This window comes from Aeromonas sp. 6P, assembly GCF_051919525.1.
Lineage (GTDB): Bacteria > Pseudomonadota > Gammaproteobacteria > Enterobacterales > Aeromonadaceae > Aeromonas > Aeromonas veronii.
The window spans coordinates 1,829,062-1,847,757 of sequence record NZ_JBQBEO010000002.1 but is presented as its reverse complement, the minus strand read 5'-3'; the positions used below and the strand labels follow the sequence as shown (position 1 = coordinate 1,847,757).

Below are 18,696 nucleotides of genomic sequence, written 5' to 3'. Positions count from 1 at the left end.
TGCGCTCGTGCTGTCTCTATTAACCCAGACGAACCCGGGCGTTGCGGAACATCCGCATCCAGGCGCCGTCCTCGCCCCAGTTGTCGGGGTGCCAAGAGTTGGCCACTGTGCGGAACACCCGCTCCGGGTGCGGCATCATGATGGTGGCGCGACCGTCGGTGGTAGTCACTGCGGTGATGCCGTCCGGCGAGCCGTTCGGGTTGGCCGGGTAACGCGAGGTCACCTGACCGCGGTTGTCGACAAAGCGCAGCCCTACCAGACCGCTCTGCTGCAGTGCGCTCAGGTGAGCGGCATCGCGCACCTCGACACGCCCTTCCCCGTGGGAAACGGCAATAGGCATCACCGAGCCTGCCATGCCGGCGAAGAAGGCCGATGGGGACTCCTGCACCTGCACCAGACTAAAGCGGGCCTCGAAGCGCTCGGAGCGGTTGCGCACAAAGCGCGGCCAGAGATCGGCACCCGGGATGAGATCCCGCAGGTTGGACATCATCTGGCAACCGTTGCAGACACCCAGAGAGAGGGTATCGCCACGCTCGAAGAAGCGCTGGAACTGCTCGCGGGCGTTGTCATTGAACAGGATGGACTTGGCCCAGCCTTCCCCCGCCCCCAGCACGTCACCGTAGGAGAAGCCGCCACAGGCCACCAGGGTCTGGAACTCCTCCAGCTTGATGCGACCGGAGAGAATGTCGCTCATATGGACATCGACCGCCGCGAAACCGGCGCGATCGAACGCCGCCGCCATCTCCACGTGGGAGTTGACCCCCTGCTCACGCAGCACCGCCAGACGGGGGGAGACCCCACGGGCAATGTAAGGTGCAGCCACATCCTCGGACGGGTTGTAAGTCAGCTTGGCATGCAGACCCGGATCGGTGGCGTCCTGACGAGCAGCATGCTCCTGATCCGCGCACTCGGGGTTGTCGCGCAGGCGCTGCATCTGCCAGCTGGTCTCGCCCCAGATGGTGCGAAGAGCGGTACGGCTGGCACGATAGACCTCCTGACCGCCCCGCTGCAAGGTGATGAGATCCCCTTCGCGCACTGTGCCGAGCACATGGGAGCAGGCTGCCAGACCGTGACCGGCCAGCAGGGTCATCACCGCCTCTTTATCTTCACGACGCACCTGAATGACGGCGCCCAGCTCTTCGTTGAACAGCGCCGGCAGCAGCTCGCCGCCGATGCGATCGAGCTGGATGTCGAGGCCGCAGTGGCCGGCAAACGCCATCTCGGTCAGGGTGACGAACAGGCCACCGTCGGAGCGGTCGTGGTAGGCGATCAGTTTGCGATCAGCCACCAGCGCCTGAATGGCGTTGAAGAAGCCCTTGAGCTGGACCGGATTGTCGAGATCCGGCGCCTTGTCACCCAGCTGGCGATAGACCTGCGCCAGCGCCGAGGCGCCGAGGCGCTGCTTGCCATTGCCAAGGTCGACGAGGATAAGGTCGGTTTCACCGAGATCGGTACGCAGTTGCGGAGTAACCGTGTTACGCACATCCTCGACCCGGGCAAAAGCGGAGATGAGCAGGGAGAGCGGCGAGGTGACGCTGTGCTCCTTGCCATCCTGCTGCCAGCGGGTCTTCATGGACATGGAGTCCTTGCCCACCGGAATGGTGATACCAAGAGCCGGGCAGAGCTCCTCGCCCACCGCTTTGACCGCCTCATAGAGACCGGCATCTTCCCCCGGGTGACCGGCAGCGGCCATCCAGTTGGCGGAGAGCTTGACCCGCTTCAGCGACCCGATATGAGCCGGCGCCAGGTTGGTGAGCGCTTCCGCTACCGCCATGCGAGCGGAGGCGGCGTGGGAGAGCAGCGCCACCGGGGTACGCTCGCCCATGGACATGGCTTCGCCGTGATAGCTGTCGTAGGTGGCAGCAGTGACGGCGCAATCGGCCACCGGGATCTGCCAGGGACCAACCATCTGGTCGCGATTGACCAGACCGGTCACGCTGCGATCGCCGATGGTGATAAGGAAGGACTTCTCCGCTACGGTCGGCAGACGCAGAACCCGCTCGGCCGCGTCACTCAAAGTGATGCCATCGAGCTGGAGCGCTTTGCCCTGTGCTGGGAGGGTCACCACGTCACGGTGCATCTTGGGCGCCTTGCCGAGCAGCACGTCCAGCGGCAGATCGATGGGCTGATTGTCAAAGTGGCTGTCAGAGAGGGTCAGATGCTTCTCTTCGGTCGCGGTGCCGATGACGGCATAGGGTGCGCGCTCACGTTCGCACAGGGCCTTGAACAGCGGCAGCTTGTCCTGCGCTACCGCTAGCACGTAACGCTCCTGGGATTCGTTGCACCAGATCTCCAGCGGGCTCATGCCCGGCTCGTCGCTCTGGATGGCGCGCAGATCGAAACGACCGCCACGCTCACCGTCGTTGACCAGCTCCGGCATGGCGTTGGAGAGACCGCCCGCCCCCACATCGTGGATAAAGACGATGGGGTTGTCGTCACCCAGCTGCCAGCAGCGATCGATCACCTCCTGGCAACGGCGCTCCATCTCGGGGTTGTCACGCTGCACCGAGGCAAAGTCGAGATCTTCGGCTGACTGGCCGGAGGCCATGGAGGATGCGGCACCACCGCCCAGACCGATGTTCATCGCCGGGCCGCCCAGCACGATCAGCGCAGCGCCGACCGGGATCTCCCCTTTCTGGACATGTTCGGTGCGGATGTTGCCGATGCCGCCTGCCAGCATGATGGGTTTGTGGTAGCCACGCACCTCGACGCCGTTGTGGCTCGGCACCTCCTCTTCGAAGGTACGGAAGTAGCCGAGAATGGCCGGACGGCCGAACTCGTTGTTAAACGCGGCTCCGCCGAGCGGCCCCTCCTGCATGATGTCGAAGGCACTGACGATACGGCTCGGCTTGCCGAAATCCTGCTCCCAGGGCTGCTCGAAGCCGGGAATGCGCAGGTTGGAGACGGAGAAACCGACCAGACCCGCCTTGGGCTTGGCACCGCGACCGGTGGCTCCCTCGTCGCGGATCTCGCCGCCGGAGCCGGTGGCTGCGCCCGGGAACGGGGAGATCGCGGTCGGGTGGTTGTGGGTCTCCACCTTCATCAGGATGTCGACCTGTTCCTGGTGATACTGGTATTCGCCGTTGGCCGGGCTCGGGAAGAAGCGGCCACCCTGGCTCCCTTCCATCACGGCGGCGTTGTCTTTATAGGCAGAGAGGACATGATCCGGCGTCTGCTCGAAGGTGTTCTTGATCATCTTGAATAGCGACTTGGGCTGCTGCTCGCCATCGATGGTCCAGTCGGCATTGAAGATCTTGTGACGGCAGTGCTCGGAGTTCGCCTGGGCGAACATGTAGAGCTCGATGTCGTTGGGGTTGCGACCCAACTTGGTGAAGTTCTCCACCAGATAGTCGATTTCGTCGTCGGCCAGCGCCAGACCGAGCGCCACGTTGGCGTCGGCCAGGGCTGCGCGACCACCGCCCAGCACATCCACCTGGGTGAAGGGGCGCGGCTCGTGGTGAGCAAACAGGGCGGCAGCTTCGCTCATCTCGGCAAACACCACTTCCATCATCCGATCATGGAGCACGGCGGCAATGGCGCTGCGCTGGGCGGCACTCAGCTCACCCTGCCCCTTGATGGTCAGGTAATAGGCAATACCACGCTCCAGCCGCTTGACCTGTTTCAGGCCGCAGTTGTGGGCGATGTCGGTTGCTTTGGAAGACCAGGGGGAGATAGTGCCGGGGCGGGGGGTAACAAGAAACAGCTGACCGCTGGGGGTGTGTTCGGGGATGGTCGGGCCGTAGCGCAAGAGCTGGCCCAAGGTCGCTCGCTCGGGGGGAGAGAGGGGACTTGTCAGCTCGGCAAAGTGCACATACTCGGCATAGACATCCTCTATCTCTACTCCGCTCTCTACTCCACTCTCGTTTCTCATCTGTGCGAAGCGTTGCAGCAGTTTTTGGACACGAAAATCAGACAGTGCTGGGGCACCACGCAAGATATCCATATGACCTTTCTCACCAAGTTTTAAAGTGGGGGGGAATTGAGACGCGCGTATTATAGGGATCTGGCTCACAGCGGACAAACGTTTTTCTCACTTCGTGCAGTGTGACTCTGCGCACACTCTCTGGTATAAAGGTGCCTCTTTTTTGACAAATGCCGATTTTTTCAACAAAGGTACTCACCTACTTGCGCTGCATTTTTCGACTGTTTATCGGGCTGTTGTTGACGCTGACGCTGGTTGGCTGCGACTTCTATAGCCCCTCCAGCCAGCTGGAGCAGATCCGCCAGCGAGGCGAGATCCGGGTTGGCACCATCTATGGTCCCACCTCCTATTACCAGCGTGACGACCTCGCCCAGGGGTTCGATTACGAGCTGGCGCAAAATTATGCCGACTGGTTGGGGGTGAAACTCACCATCATCCCGGTCGACACCACTGACCAACTGGTCACCCTGCTGAAAAAGGGCAAACTCGATCTGGCAGCTGCCGCCATCATGGTCACCCCCGAACGGCGCGAGCTGTTTCGCTTCGGCCCAGGCTTCTATCAGGTCTCTCCCAAACTGGTCTACCGCAACGGCAAACCCAAGCCTGCCTCGTTAAACGATATCAAGGGCAAGCTGGTGGTGGCCGCCGGCTCCACCGGTGAAGATCTGCTCAAAGAGATGAGCAAAGAAAATCCGAAACTAGCCTGGAGCACCAGCGACAACGCCGATGTGGAGGAGCTGCTCAAGCAGGTGGTGGATGGCAAGATTGACTACACGGTGGTGCAGGATACCGTGCTGGCCCGTACCCAGCGCTACTACCCGGAGCTCACCGAGGGGCTGACCCTGGCCCAGAAGCAGACCGTTGCCTGGGCCATGAGCAAGCTGCCCGATGACAGCCTCTATGCCAGCGTGATCGACTTCTTCGGTCAGCGCTTTATGGATGGTGCCATCGCCAAGCTGGACGAGAAGTACTTCGGCCACGTGCAGAACTTCGACTTTGTCGATACCCGCACCTTCCTCAAGCGCGCCAAGAGCCTGCTGCCCAAGTACCAGCCGCTGTTCCAGACTCACGCCAAGAATATCGACTGGCGTCTGCTCGCCGCCATCAGCTATCAGGAGTCCCACTGGGACCCGCAGGCCCGCTCCTACACCGGCGTGCGCGGCATGATGATGCTGACCGAGCCCACCGCCAAGGCGATGGGAGTCAACGACCGGCTTCATCCGGAAGAGAGCATCAAGGGTGGCTCCCTCTATCTGCAACAGATGATGGAGAAGGTGCCGGATTCGGTGCCCGATGACGAGAAGGTGTGGTTTGCCCTCACCGCCTACAACATAGGTTACGGCCACATGATGGACGCCCGCCGCCTGACCAAAGAGCTCGGCAAGAATCCTGACGCCTGGAGCGACGTGAAAGAGGTGCTGCCGCTGCTACAGCAAGCGCGCTGGCACCGCAAGGTACGTTACGGCTATGCCCGTGGCAGCGAGGCGCGCAACTATGTCAACAACGTGCGCCAGTATTACCAGAGTCTGCTCTGGCTCGACAACGAGCAGCAGAAGGCACATCAGCGGGAGAGTCTCGACAACGACAGCGAGCCCGAGCTAGCCGAGCGCCCCACCGCCATCGCCGAAGTGGTCAATCAAATCACCATGCGCTAACCAGCCATTATTCGGCTGTTTTCACGCAAACTTCTCTGTTACCATCGATTCACATCGGAGCCTATCCGAAATCGCATTGTTTTCATTATGTTGAGAGATTAAATAACAGCAATTTCGGATGGGCTCCATCAATGACCCAAGGCCGGGATGGCCACCTGAGTTGGGAGGAGACCAAGATGCAAAAACGTAGAAAAATCAGTCTGGTCAGAAAAGCGAAGTGCAGCTGGAGCCCCAGACGCAAACTCAAGCTTAATGACATCAAGCGCAACCTGTGGCGCAGAAATCGATCCTATACCCTGCTTATTGCAGAGCACACAGCATAAACCCGGCATTCGCCGGGTTTTTTTATCTTCTTTCTCACCTGATTATCGTCTTACACCAGCGCCGCCTTGAACTGTACCGTCCGCTTGGAGATCAGCGAGTTGCAGTGGTTGCAGAAGTAATCCACCGCGCCGCACGCCTTGAGACGCTCCAGCTCCTGCTGGCAGGTGGGGCAGATGGCCGTGACGCGGACATTGACCTGACACTGGCCACAGGTTTGCTCCTTGCTGCGGGTATCCAGTTCAGCCTGGCATGACGGGCAAAACAGGGCTTCCATAATCAACTCCTCGAAAGTGGATCTGCCATGGTCTTGTTCCATGGCAGATCCCCCTCCCCTTATTCCTCACCTTAACATGGCGAGGATAACAAAGCGGCTGCCGGTGAGGGCAGCCGCAAGGACTTATTTCTTCTTCATTTTCAGCAGGCGTTTGCGCTGACGTTCCTGACTCAGGGTCATGGTGTTTTTCTTGCCTTCAAACGGGTTGACCGACTCCTGGAACTCGACCCGGATCGGCGAGCCCATGATCTTGAGGGACTTGCGGAAGTAGTTGATCAGATACCGCTTGTAGGAGTCCGGCAAGTCGTTCAGCTGGTTGCCGTGGATCACGATGCGCGGCGGGTTGTAGCCACCGGCGTGGGCATACTTGAGCTTGACGCGGCGACCATTGACCATCGGCGGCTGGTGATCTTCCTGCGCCATCTGCATGATGCGGGTCAGCATGGCCGTGCTGGTACGACGGGTGGCGGACTGGTAAGCCTCCTGAATGGATTCAAACAGGTGGCCGACGCCGCTACCGTGCAGGGCGGAGATGAAGTGGACGCGGGCGAAGTCGATGAAGCCCAAGCGACGATCCAGCTCGTTCTTCACATCCTCTTTCACCTTCTGATCCAGACCATCCCACTTGTTCACCACCAGCACGACGGAGCGACCGGCGTGGAGCACATAGCCAAGGATGCTCAAGTCCTGATCGGTGATGGTCTCCTGGGCGTCGATCACCAGCAGGCAAACGTTGGCATCTTCGATGGCTTTCAGGGTCTTGATAACGGAGAACTTCTCCACCGTCTCGTGCACCTTGCCACGACGACGCACACCGGCGGTGTCGATAACCACATACTTCTGCTCGTCACGCTCCATCGGAATGTAAACGGAGTCACGGGTGGTGCCGGGCATGTCATAGACGATGACCCGATCTTCACCCAGCATGCGGTTGGTCAGGGTAGATTTACCGACGTTGGGACGACCGACGATGGCGAACTTGATGGGCAGGTCGGCGAACGGGGTCTCCTTGGTGTCCTCTTTGGTATCGAGTTCACCGGCAGCCACCATGCGCAGCAGGGCTTCTTCGTCGAAGTCCTCCTCTTCCTCATCCTGCGCATCTTCATCGGTAGCGGAGTCGACCAGGGTCTCCAGATGGGGAGCCAGGGCCAGTTCCAGCAGGCTCAGCACGCCACGACCGTGTGCGGCCGCGATCTGGTAGACCTCGCCCAGCGCCAGACCGTAGAACTCGGAGACCGCGGAATCACCGTCGATACCGTCGGTCTTGTTGGCCACCAGAAATACCTTCTTGTGGGCCTTGCGCAAGTGCTCGGCGATGGCTTGATCCGCCGCGGTCAGACCGGCACGGGCATCCACCATGAACAGCACGACGTCCGCTTCTTCGATGGCCAGCAGAGATTGCTCGGCCATCTTCAGCTCGATCCCCTCTTCGGTGCCATCGATACCGCCAGTATCGACCACGATAAATTCCAGCTCGCCCAACTTCGCCTGACCGTATTTACGGTCCCGGGTCAGACCGGGAAAATCGGCAACCAGGGCATCCCGAGTACGGGTCAAGCGGTTAAACAGGGTGGATTTCCCCACGTTGGGGCGGCCCACCAGGGCTACTACAGGAGTCATAAAAGCCTCATTCTCAAGACGACAAAGGCTCCGGGTCCGAAGACCAGGAGCCGGATATTCACATTATCGGACGATCAAGGACGCTTGAGGGCGTACAACTTGCCGTCACGGCTCTGCACATACAGGGTCTCGCCATCCACCAGCGGGGCGGCATAGAGACCACTGCTATCGAGCTGCTGCATCGCCTTGATGGTACCGTCGGTACGATCAAGCCAATACAGGTATCCTTCCACATCACCCACCACCACATAGTCACCGAAGATGACAGGTGCAGTGACGGTACGATTTTCCAGCTGGGTGTTGGACCACAGCTCCAGACCGTTGCGACGGTCGATGGCAAACAGATGGCTGCGACTGTCGGTCAGCACGATGGCATTGCCGGTCATCGCCAGATCGCGATAGCCGGAATACTTGCGCTTCCACACTTCATCGCCGGTCATCAGTTTGCGCGCCATCAGCTGACCGTTGTAGGCGATGGCATAGAGCTCATCACCGGCAATCAGCGGGCTGGCATCGACGTCAACCATGCGGTCCAGCTCGGTGGCACCGCGCGGATCAGCCACCTTGGACTGGCGCACAGGCTGGCCGTTGCTCAGCAGGGCGATGCCCACCTTGCCATCGGCACGACCGTAAATCACGGCGCCGTTGGTGATCACCGGTGCACCGACACTGCGCAGGGTCAGCGGTGGTTGCTCTTCGGAGAGCGACCACTGCATCTTGCCTTCATCAGTGTCGAGGGCGATCAGGCTACCGGAGGTGGTCAACACCACCACGCGGCCATCTTCCACCGCGGGGCTTGCCACCACTTCACCGGGCACATTGGTCTGCCACAGCACTTCGCCATTCTCTTCGTTCAGGGCGTAGACCACCCCGTTCTCGGAACCGAGGAACAGCTTGCCGTAACGGGAAACCAGGCCGCCGGAAAGGCGGGCGCTGCGCTTGTCGGCGTTGACCGGCAGGTCGGCCAGATCGACGGTCCAGAGGCGATCACCACTGGCACGGTCAAAGGCGCTGACATCGCCGTCACGGGCCGCCGCATAGATACGATCCTCTTCCACCACCGGCTTGAGCTGGGAGTAGAAGTCACCGATGCCATCACCCACAGTAGATGACCATGCAGTGTCGGCAGTGAAGGCAGATTCAACCTTGGGCAGCGGCGCCATCGGGTTGAGATCCTCTTCGGAACTGAACAGGGAGCAACCCTGCAGAGCGAAGGAGACCGCAGCCCCCAGCGCCACCATCTTGAATAGATTACGCATCCGGTGCCTCACCAGTCGCAACGGCTGGCAAGGCCAGATCGTCCATTTTCAGCTTGAGCTCGGCGCTACCCTGCAGGCCGCCGGCATCCGCCGCCGCCTGATAGGCATCACGAGCCTCTTCGGTCTTGCCCTGCTTTTGCAGCACATCACCACGGGCTTCGGCTACCTGCGCCTTGAAGGCCTCATTCTGGATGGTTGCCAGCTTGGCCAGCGCTTCATCTGCCTTGCCCTGATCATTCAGCACACGGGCCAGACGCAGCGCCGCGATGGGACGAATGCTCTCGTCACCCGTGGTCGCCACCAGCTCCAGCTGCTCGACAGCCAGATCCAGCTTGCCCGCCTTGACGGCAGCTGCAGCCAGTTGCAACGCGGCCAGTTCACCGTAGGAGTCACCCTTGTTGGCGGTAACAAACTGCTGTGCCTGCTCGAAACCGGCGGCATCGCCCTTGGCCAGCTGCTCAATCACCTGGTTGTAAGAGTGGGAGGAGGCCTCCATGGTCTCTTGCTGGTGCTGGTTGTAATAGCGCCAGCCGAACAGACCGACCAGACCGATCACGGTCCCGGCAATCACCGAGGTTCCGTTCTCTTTCCACCACTCCTTGATAACCTCAACCTGTTGTTCTTCGGTGGTATAGACTTCCACAGCTTACTCTCCTTTGGCTGCCAGCAGGGCAATGGCGGCGTCAACCTTGACGGTCTGTTGCTCGGCCTGACCACGCAGATATTTGATAGTGATCTCCCCGTTTTGCACCTCGGTTTCACCAAGGATCAGGGCGATTGCCGCGCCGCTCTTGTCGGCACGTTTGAGTTGTTTCTTGAAGTTGCCACCACCGCAGTGGCTGATCAGGCGCAAGTCCGGCAGGGCATCGCGCAGACGCTCGGCCAGCTGGAAGCCAGCCTGCTCGGTCCCCTCGCCCACCATCGCCAGATATACATCCACCGCCGGGCGGATATCGGCGTTGAGCTCGAGGGTCTCCAGCATCAGCACCAGACGCTCCATGCCCATGGCAAAGCCCACGGCCGGGGTCGGTTGACCGCCCAGCTGTTCTACCAGACCATCGTAGCGGCCACCGGCACAGACGGTGCCCTGGGCACCCAGACTGCTGGTGACCCACTCGAATACGGTCAGGTTGTAGTAGTCAAGACCACGCACCAGACGCTCGTTCACTTCGTATTTGATACCGGCAGACTCGAGCAGGCGCTTGAGTCCCTCGAAGTGGGCCAGGCTCTCTTCGCCCAGATGGTCGAACAGACGCGGGGCATCTGCCAGAATGGCCTGCACCTTTTCATCCTTGGAGTCGAGCACCCGCAGCGGGTTGCTGTACATGCGGCGCTGGCTCTCTTCGTCCAGCTGCTCCTTGTACTGCTCCAGATAGGCCACCAGCGCATCGCGGTAAGCGGCACGCTCGGCGCTCTGACCCAAGGTGTTGAGCTGCAGGGTGACATGCTCGCTGATGCCAAACAGACGCCACAGACGGTGGGTCAGCATGATCAGCTCAGCGTCGATGTCCGGCCCGTTGATGCCAAACAGCTCGACACCGAACTGGTGGAACTGGCGATAACGGCCCTTCTGGGGACGCTCGTGACGGAACATGGGGCCCATGTACCACATCCGGCGTTCCTGGTTGTAGAGCAGACCGTGTTCAATACCGGCACGGACGCAGCTGGCGGTCCCTTCCGGACGCAGGCTCAGGCTGTCGCCGTTGCGATCTTCAAAGGTGTACATCTCTTTTTCGACCACGTCGGTCACTTCACCGATGGCGCGCTTGAACAGATGAGTCTGCTCGACAATCGGCATGCGCACTTCGCTGTAGCCATAGCTGGCAACGACCTGGCGCAGGATCTGTTCAACCTTCTGCCATACCGGGCTCTGCTCCGGCAGGCAATCATTCATACCGCGAATAGCTTGGATCTGTTTTGCCACGTTGATACTCGAGAAAAAGAGGTAAAATTTGGCCGCATTATAGGGATTTTCCCCCCAAGGTAAAATCAGGGAATCCGGATGCGGGATTTAAAATCAGTCACCTGGAAAAAGGGCCACCCAATGTGGCCCTGTTTCGCTCACTCCTTGTCCATCGGGATCCGGTTAGCGGGATCCAGCATGGCGGCGCGGGCGCGAATGCGGCGCTCCAGAGTTGGAATGAGATCCTTGTTGTCGAGCCGATCGACCCGCTGGCCCCCTTCATAGAAGGCACTCTTGTTGGCGGCACCCGCCAGACCAAGATCGGAGACGAGTGCTTCGCCCGGGCCATTCACCACGCAACCGATGATGGAGACATCCATCGGGGTGATGATATCTTCGAGCCGCTCTTCCAGCGCATTGACGGTGGCGATCACATCGAACTCCTGCCGTGAGCAGGATGGGCAAGCGATAAAGTTGATGCCACGGGAGCGAATACGCAGGGATTTGAGGATATCGAAACCGACCTTCACCTCCTCCACAGGATCCGCCGCCAGCGAGATACGCAGGGTATCGCCGATGCCGTCGGTGAGCAGCATGCCCAGACCGATGGCAGACTTCACCGCGCCGGCACGGAAACCGCCCGCTTCGGTGATGCCAAGGTGCAGCGGCTGCTCGATCTGCTTGGCCAGCAGGCGATAGGCACCGACTGCCAGGAACACATCAGAGGCCTTGACACTCACCTTGAAGTCCTGGAAATCGAGGCGATCGAGGTAGTCCACGTGACGCATGGCGGACTCCACCAGCGCTTCGGGGGTCGGCTCGCCGTACTTCTCCTGAATATCTTTCTCCAGCGACCCGCCATTGACCCCGATACGGATCGGGATATTGAGGTCGCGCGCGCAATCGACCACCGAGCGCACCCGCTGCTCGTTGCCGATGTTGCCCGGGTTGATACGCAGGCAGTCGGCACCGTACTCGGCCACTTTCAAGGCGATGCGATAGTCGAAGTGGATATCGGCGACGATGGGGATGCGGGTCTGCTGTTTGATCAGCCGGAAGGCTTCCGCCGCCTCCATGGTGGGCACGGAGACACGGACGATATCGGCACCGACCCGCTCGATCCGCTGGATCTGCTCGATGGTGGCGGCGATATCTGTGGTCTTGGTGTTGGTCATGGTCTGCACGGTAATGGGGGCATCGCCCCCAACCGGTACATTACCAACCATGATCTGTCTGGATTTACGACGAATGATGGGTGATTCGTGAGAAGACATGGGAAACAGATTACTCCTGCGGCAGTGAGAAGCGGGCTGTACGACCGTTGTTGTAACGGCTCATATCAAACGACTGCCCCTTGTAGTCAAGCTTGACGGCCATGGGCGCGCCAATGATGAACTTCAGGGGCTCGGCGCCTTCCAGCACCAGCTCGTCGTTGGCCTTCTTCAGACCACTGAACAGGGTCTTGCCGTTGGCATCCTTCACATCCAGCCAGCAATCGGCGGTGAAGCTCATCTTCAGTTGCGGCGCAGTCGCCGGATCAACGACAGCCTCTTCAGATTCGGTGCCATTGGCACCGGATACCGCAGCATCAGTCGCAGTGCCGACAGCCGCACTGACATCGCTCGGGGCCACAGCCGCAGAAGCAGGCGCCAGGGTAGCCGTCGCATCGGAAACCACCACTGGGGCAGTCATGTCAGTTGCGGCCGGTGCGATGGCTGCGCCTTCCACCGGGGCGGTGTTGATCGCATCGGGCGGCGTGATAGCAGGTTCAGCCGGAGTCGAACTGGTTGCACTCATCTCGGTGGCTGCCAGCGCTTCATCACCGGCGGAGCGGCGTGAAGTACTCTGCCACCACCAGGCGACCGAGAGCGCAATCAACACCAGGATCACCAGCCAGGTCACCACCTTGAGCCGACTGTCGTTGGCTTGCTGGCGGGAGCGACGGGAGAAGCTCTGCATGTCGATATTGTCGGGAGGAGTCAGACCCAGCTTGTCGTAAGCGGCCAAAATGGTCTCGTCGGGGATCCCGACCAGCTTGGCATAGGTACGCAGATAGCCCCGAATAAAGGTATGGGAGGTGTGCTTGTCGTAGGTATCCGATTCGATAGCGGCGATCAGGGTCAGACGAAGGTGAATGCGGGACGCAACTTGTTCTCGTGTCCAGCCAAGCTGTTCACGGGCGTTGCGCAGCAATTGGCCTGGGCCTACTGCCTGGGAGTCGTCTTGGAAATCGTGTTGCTGTTCAATAGTCATTGGCTAAATAACGCTTGGCTTGTTGCGAAGTGGGATATTGCCTTACCAGCTCAGTCCCGAATTGGTGAAGTAATGCCGGCTTGTCCATCGCCTGTGCCAGCTGAAGTCTCAACCAGAGACTCTCCTCGTTCTCGTCTGACACATCGGCAAAACGGGCGAGGTAGGATTGCACATCAGGCAGCTTGCCATCTTTCATGGAAAGCTCGGCCAAGTCCAGCAATAACCCTGGATTGCGGGGATTATACCCCAAGGCCAGGCGATAGTACTCGCCTGCTTTATCATTTCTGCGATTTTGCAGCGCACAAAGTGCCGCATTTTCATAGGTATCGGCAATTTTTACATAGCCTGGCTGAATAACAGCCTGGTTGAACGCCTGATCTGCCTCGGCATACCTGCCGCGATCACAGAGGAAGGCACCATAGTTGTTCATTGCGTCAGCATTGGACGGATCCATGGCAAGGGCGTTCTTGTAATGGGTCTCGGCTGCCTTGAAATCTCCTACCTTCTGGTAAAAGTAGGCAAAACCGATCTGGATCTGGGGGTTGGAGGGGTCATACTGGAGGGCGCGGTCAAGATTGAACTTGGCCTGCTCGGCATTGCCCTGACGCAGGTACTGGATACCCAGGTCAAGGCGGGTTTGGGCAGCCGCCTTGAGGTCAGGACCCACTTCACGCTGGGTCGAGTTCTGGCCAGCGTAAGTGGTCTCGGTCACACAGCCAGGCAGCGCGCAGAGCGCTGCCACTACGATCAATGTACGTGTATCCATTCCCTGTCTATACAATGGCTTAGCATTTAAACCATTTTGACGGAAATCCCATCCTGTTGCATCCGATTTTTGATAGTTCGCTTGGTACGGTCAATCACGTCACCCACCAGCTGACCACAGGCGGCATCGATGTCATCACCACGGGTCTTGCGGACAATTACGGTGAAACCGTACTCCATCAGCACCTTGGAGAAGCGATCGATACGACTGTTGCTCGGCTTGCCGTAAGGGTTGCCCGGGAAGGGGTTGAACGGGATCAGATTGATCTTGCTCGGGGTATCCTTGAGCACCTTGGCCAGCTCGTGAGCATGCTGCATATCGTCATTGATATGATCGAGCAGCACATATTCGACGGTCACCCGACCACCATTGGCATTGGATTTGGCCAGGTAACGACGGACACCGGCGAGGAACTCCTCGATGTTGTACTTGTCGTTGATCGGCATGATCTCTGAACGCAACTTGTCGTTCGGGGCGTGCAGGGAGATAGCCAGCGCCACGTCGATCTGGTCACCCAGCTTGTCCAGCGCAGGTACCACGCCAGAGGTGGAGATGGTCACCCTGCGCTTGGAGATGCCAAAGCCGTAGTCATCCATCATCAGACGCATGGCGGGCACCACGTTGGCGAGGTTGAGCAGCGGCTCGCCCATCCCCATCATCACCACGTTGGTGATGGGACGCTTGCCACCGACCACGCGGGCCGCACGCCACACCTGACCGATGATCTCGGAGACTTTCAGATTGCGGTTGAAGCCTTGTTGAGCCGTGGAGCAGAACTTGCACTCCAGCGCACAGCCAACTTGAGAGGAGACGCAGAGGGTCGCGCGGTCATCTTCCGGGATGTAGACGGTCTCTACCTCCTGATCGCCCACCTGCAGAGCCCACTTGATGGTGCCATCGGCAGAGCGCTGCTCGCGGCTGATCTCGGGCGCCTTGATCTCGGCGATCGCCTTGAGGCGCTCTTTGAGCACCTTGTTGACGTTGGTCATCTGATCGAAATCATCACACCCAAAGTGATAGATCCACTTCATGACCTGATCTGCCCGGAATGGCTTCTCGCCCAGTTCGACGAAAAAGGCACGCATGGCATCCCGATCAAGATCCAGCAGGTTGATTTTTGTTTCGCTCATCAATGGCCTCAGTTCAAACACTTCATCAATTATTGGCTGACGACGTCAGGGGGCGGCATTGTACAAATAATGGGTCTGGCTTTCCACCTGGAGAATAGAGGGATATTGCGTAAACGGCGAAAACAACAAAGGGAGCCGAGGCTCCCTTGGGTCATCATCCACAAAAATCAGCCGCGCGGGCAGATCTCGTTGTCAGAGAAGAAGTAGGCAATTTCGCGGGCAGCGGATGCAGGTGCATCAGAGCCATGCACTGCGTTGCGATCGATGCTCTCGGCATAACAGGCACGCAAGGTACCAGCCAGCGCCTCTTTCGGGTTGGTAGCACCCATGATCTCGCGATTGCGACGGATGGCGTCTTCCCCTTCCAGCACCTGCACCATGACAGGACCAGAGGTCATGAAGCTGACCAGATTGTCATAAAAAGGCTTGCCCTGATGCTCGGCATAGAAACCGGCAGCCTGTTCACTGCTCATGTGCAGCATTTTGGATGCCACCACTTTCAAGCCTGCGCTTTCGAAACGGCTATAGATGGCACCGATCAGGTTCTTGCTGACAGCATCCGGTTTAACGATAGAGAAGGTACGTTCGATGGCCATTGATATCTTTCCTTAACTACAGAGTTTTATTGTTAGAATCCATGTTCGCTGGCGATTATACGTAAACAAAAACCGGAAAAACACACAAACAAGCAACTTTTTATTAAACATCACTCCCTTGCAATCAACATCCACACTCATCTTGACCGAGCAGAGCCGGAAAATATGTGCGCTTGCGCACGATAGTTACCTTAAGCCGCCAAAACCCCATCTTTTGTTCACAATTCGAACAGCATGAAAAAGGCACCCGAAGGTGCCTTGTCTCGCCTATTTGGCTTCCGCCAGCAGGGCCCGCGCTATGGTGCGCATCCCCAGGGTATTGGCCCCCGGCGCCCAGAGGGCATCGCCGTTGTCACTGAAGCAGGCGGCCAGATCGATATGCAACCAGCCCATCCCTTCGTTGGCAACGAAACGGGAGAGGAAACCCGCCGCGTTGGAGGCGCCACCCGGCCCGCCCCCCTTCACCGGACGGCTGTTGGCCGTGTCGGCGTAATGGGAGGGGCACTGCTGGCGGTGCCAGGCCTCCAGCGGCAGCGGCCAGGCAGGCTCATGCTCGGCATCGGCATAGGTCATTGCGCGGCTTACCAACCCTTTGTCGAGGCCGAACAGAGCATTGTAGCGCCCACCCAGCGCCATCACGGCAGCACCAGTCAGAGTCGCGGCATCGATGATCAGCGGTGCGCCGGACTCGCTCGCCAGTTGCAGGCCATCGGCCAGTACCAGCCGCCCCTCGGCATCGGTATTCACAATCTCGACCGTGGTGCCGTTCTTGTAGGTGAGGATGTCGCCCAGCTTGTAGGCGTGGCCGGAGACCAGGTTCTCGGCGCAGCAGAGGATCAGCTTCACCCGCTTGTCGAGCCCGCGCAGCATAGCCAGCGCCAGCGCACCGGTGACAATCGCCGCACCACCCATGTCGCACTTCATGGTGAGCATCCCCTCGGAGCTCTTCATGGAGTAGCCGCCGGAGTCAAAGGTGATCCCCTTGCCCACCAACGCTGCCGCCACCGGCGCCTTGGGGTCACGCCCCGGGTTGAAGTCGAGCTCCAGCAATACCGGTTCACGCGCACTACCGCGGCCCACCTGATAGAGGCCGACCCAGCCCGCCTGTTGCAGCGCTTCGCCTTTCAAAATGCGATGACTCACCTTATCCGGCGCCAGCTCGGTGATAAATGAGGCCGCTTCCACCGCCAGCTCCAGCGGGCCCAACTGCTCCGGGGTGGCATTGGTCATCTCGCGCACCCAGCGGCCGCAGAGCCAACGCGCTTCCAGCTCCTCTCTGTCCTCTTCCGAGGACATGGCCCACTGCAGTTGCACCTCCGCCTTGGGGGTTTGCAGCCCTTGGGCAAAAGCCCACTGCTGTTCACGCTCCCAGTGACCAGCCAGGGTCACTTTCTGGATCCCCTGCTGGCAGAGGCGACGGGCCGCCTGCTGGATATCGAGCAGCGGATTGGCCGTCACCAGATGGATCACCATGCCGTCGGCACGGTGAGAGAGCAGCGCCCCCTCCCCCCACTCGGCCGGTGCAAATTCACGACTCAGCCAGACATTCATGCGGTCACCTCCTGCAGCCAGCGTGCGATGGTGCGCAGACCGTGGCCCTTGGCGCCGGTTGCCCAGAGATCATTGCCCGATTTCTGATAGGAGGCTGCCAGATCCAGGTGCACCCAGCCTTTGCCCTCATCACGTACGAAACGGGAAAGGAACGCAGCAGCCGTGGTGGCACCGGCCGTGCCTTCGGCCGAGGCGACGTTGCCCAGATCGGCAAAGGCCGAGGTGAGCTGGCTGGCATGCCAGGGCTCCAGCGGAAGCGCCCACGCCTGCTCGTTTTCCAACTTGGCGGCGGCCAGCGCACGCAGCTGTTCGGTCTCATCGAGGGCAAACACCGCATTGTAGTCGCGCCCCAGCGCCATCTTGGCGGCGCCGGTCAGGGTGGCTGCGTCAAGGATATAAGCCGCACCGCTGTCGGAGGCCGCCATCAGGCCATCGGCCAGCACCAGACGCCCTTCCGCATCGGTGTTCTGGATCTCGACCGAAACCCCGTTCTTGTAGGTAAGGATGTCGCCCAGCTTGAAGGCGTGGCCGGAGACCAGGTTCTCGGCGCAGCAGAGAATGAGCTTCACCCGCTGGTTCAGACCGCGGCTGATAGCCAGCGCCAGCGCGCCGGTCACCATGGCCGCGCCGCCCATATCGGACTTCATCGGCAGCATGTTGTCAGAGGACTTCATGGAGTAGCCGCCAGAATCGAAAGTGATCCCCTTGCCCACCAGCGCCGCTACCACGGGCGCATTGCGATCACCGGTCGGGTTGTAGTCAAGCTCCAGCAGCACCGGCTCGCGCTCGCTGCCACGGCCAACCGACCAGATCCCGATATGGCCGGACTCGCGCAGCGCTTCACCGGCGGTGATGCGGGCAGTAACCTGATCCCCGGCGATACCACGAATGAGCAACAGGGCCGATTCCGCCAGACTCATGGGGTAGATCTCTTCCGGACAACCATTGGTGATGTCACGTACCCAGCGAGCCGCCTTGAGCAGCGCATCCAGTTCACGGGCTTCCGCGTCGCTCTGCTGGCCAAAATCCAGTTCACGCGCACCCTTGGCGGCGTAGAACCCCTGGGCGAACGCGTAGCGACGCTCCAGATCCCACCCCTCACCAGCCAGCGTCACCCGCTTGATCCCGCTCGATTCGAGGCGACGGGCGGCGCGCTGAACGGTACGCAGAACATCCTTCTCCTGAGCGGCGGCACCAAGATGGATCAGTGCCTCGTCGCCATTGAAACTGAGCTGGGCGCCCTCGCCCCAATAGGCGGCCGCAGCCTGGGTGGATAACGCTACCTTCATCATGTCAGCCATCGTGTTTGCTTCCTTTTTACTGGCACTATGTATAAGCACTCTTTATGGGAAAGAGCTTATTGGCAAAGAGAGAATAACGAATACAAAAAAGGCCGTGCCCCCGAGGGTCACGGCCTTCCACCATATCACTGAAGCACCACAG

14 protein-coding genes are annotated in these 18,696 nt (G+C 59.9%); 1 reads left to right on the top strand and 13 read right to left on the bottom strand.

Features of this window, described 5'->3' with window-relative positions:
• Positions 1-19: 19 nt before the first annotated feature.
• Entirely contained in the window at positions 20-3,943 is a 3,924-nt protein-coding gene (purL, locus tag ACTG2J_RS08725; protein ID WP_439997396.1) for a phosphoribosylformylglycinamidine synthase, read from the bottom strand.
• Between the two features lie 149 nt (positions 3,944-4,092).
• Here purL and mltF point away from each other — a divergent pair, with 149 nt between their 5' ends.
• Entirely contained in the window at positions 4,093-5,577 is a 1,485-nt protein-coding gene (mltF, locus tag ACTG2J_RS08720) for a membrane-bound lytic murein transglycosylase MltF (RefSeq protein ID WP_005344877.1), read from the top strand.
• 373 nt (positions 5,578-5,950) lie between these two features.
• Here mltF and ACTG2J_RS08715 read toward each other — a convergent pair whose 3' ends face one another.
• The 12 genes from ACTG2J_RS08715 to pepB (ACTG2J_RS08660) form a co-directional block, all read right to left on the bottom strand.
• Positions 5,951-6,175, bottom strand: coding sequence for a zinc ribbon domain-containing protein (locus ACTG2J_RS08715; protein ID WP_439988761.1), 225 nt, complete (start codon positions 6,173-6,175; stop codon positions 5,951-5,953).
• Between the two features lie 123 nt (positions 6,176-6,298).
• The gene (gene der, locus ACTG2J_RS08710) at positions 6,299-7,795 is read right to left on the bottom strand and encodes a ribosome biogenesis GTPase Der (RefSeq protein WP_005333794.1); all 1,497 of its coding nucleotides are present in this window, start codon (positions 7,793-7,795) and stop codon (positions 6,299-6,301) included.
• 74 nt (positions 7,796-7,869) lie between these two features.
• A complete protein-coding gene (gene bamB / locus ACTG2J_RS08705) occupies positions 7,870-9,054 on the bottom strand; it encodes an outer membrane protein assembly factor BamB (RefSeq protein ID WP_121463506.1) in 1,185 nt (394 codons plus the stop codon).
• Complete coding sequence (locus ACTG2J_RS08700) at positions 9,047-9,697, bottom strand: YfgM family protein (protein ID WP_040066512.1); 651 nt, start codon at positions 9,695-9,697, stop codon at positions 9,047-9,049. Before ACTG2J_RS08700 ends, bamB begins: the two co-directional genes overlap by 8 nt.
• Before the next feature lie 3 nt (positions 9,698-9,700).
• The gene (gene hisS / locus ACTG2J_RS08695) at positions 9,701-10,978 is read right to left on the bottom strand and encodes a histidine--tRNA ligase (RefSeq protein ID WP_439997395.1); all 1,278 of its coding nucleotides are present in this window, start codon (positions 10,976-10,978) and stop codon (positions 9,701-9,703) included.
• 137 nt (positions 10,979-11,115) lie between these two features.
• Positions 11,116-12,231 (bottom strand): flavodoxin-dependent (E)-4-hydroxy-3-methylbut-2-enyl-diphosphate synthase, encoded by a 1,116-nt coding sequence (gene ispG / locus ACTG2J_RS08690; RefSeq protein WP_439988762.1) that lies wholly within the window; start codon positions 12,229-12,231, stop codon positions 11,116-11,118.
• 10 nt (positions 12,232-12,241) lie between these two features.
• Positions 12,242-13,210: a cytoskeleton protein RodZ gene (gene rodZ / locus ACTG2J_RS08685; RefSeq protein WP_439988763.1), complete on the bottom strand. Its 969-nt coding sequence runs from the start codon at positions 13,208-13,210 to the stop codon at positions 12,242-12,244.
• Positions 13,200-13,991, bottom strand: a complete 792-nt coding sequence (tapF, locus tag ACTG2J_RS08680; protein ID WP_439988765.1) for a PilW family type IVa pilus biogenesis/stability lipoprotein TapF — start codon at positions 13,989-13,991, stop codon at positions 13,200-13,202. The genes rodZ and tapF overlap by 11 nt, the downstream gene beginning before the upstream one ends.
• Positions 13,992-14,002: 11 nt before the next feature.
• Complete coding sequence (locus ACTG2J_RS08675) at positions 14,003-15,106, bottom strand: bifunctional tRNA (adenosine(37)-C2)-methyltransferase TrmG/ribosomal RNA large subunit methyltransferase RlmN (protein WP_005344856.1); 1,104 nt, start codon at positions 15,104-15,106, stop codon at positions 14,003-14,005.
• A 167-nt stretch (positions 15,107-15,273) separates the two neighbouring features.
• Positions 15,274-15,702, bottom strand: a complete 429-nt coding sequence (gene ndk, locus ACTG2J_RS08670; RefSeq protein ID WP_005333805.1) for a nucleoside-diphosphate kinase — start codon at positions 15,700-15,702, stop codon at positions 15,274-15,276.
• 267 nt (positions 15,703-15,969) lie between these two features.
• The gene (pepB, locus tag ACTG2J_RS08665; protein WP_439988766.1) at positions 15,970-17,253 is read right to left on the bottom strand and encodes an aminopeptidase PepB; all 1,284 of its coding nucleotides are present in this window, start codon (positions 17,251-17,253) and stop codon (positions 15,970-15,972) included.
• Positions 17,250-18,554, bottom strand: coding sequence for an aminopeptidase PepB (gene pepB / locus ACTG2J_RS08660; protein ID WP_439988767.1), 1,305 nt, complete (start codon positions 18,552-18,554; stop codon positions 17,250-17,252). The genes pepB (ACTG2J_RS08665) and pepB (ACTG2J_RS08660) overlap by 4 nt, the downstream gene beginning before the upstream one ends.
• Positions 18,555-18,696 lie beyond the last annotated feature (142 nt).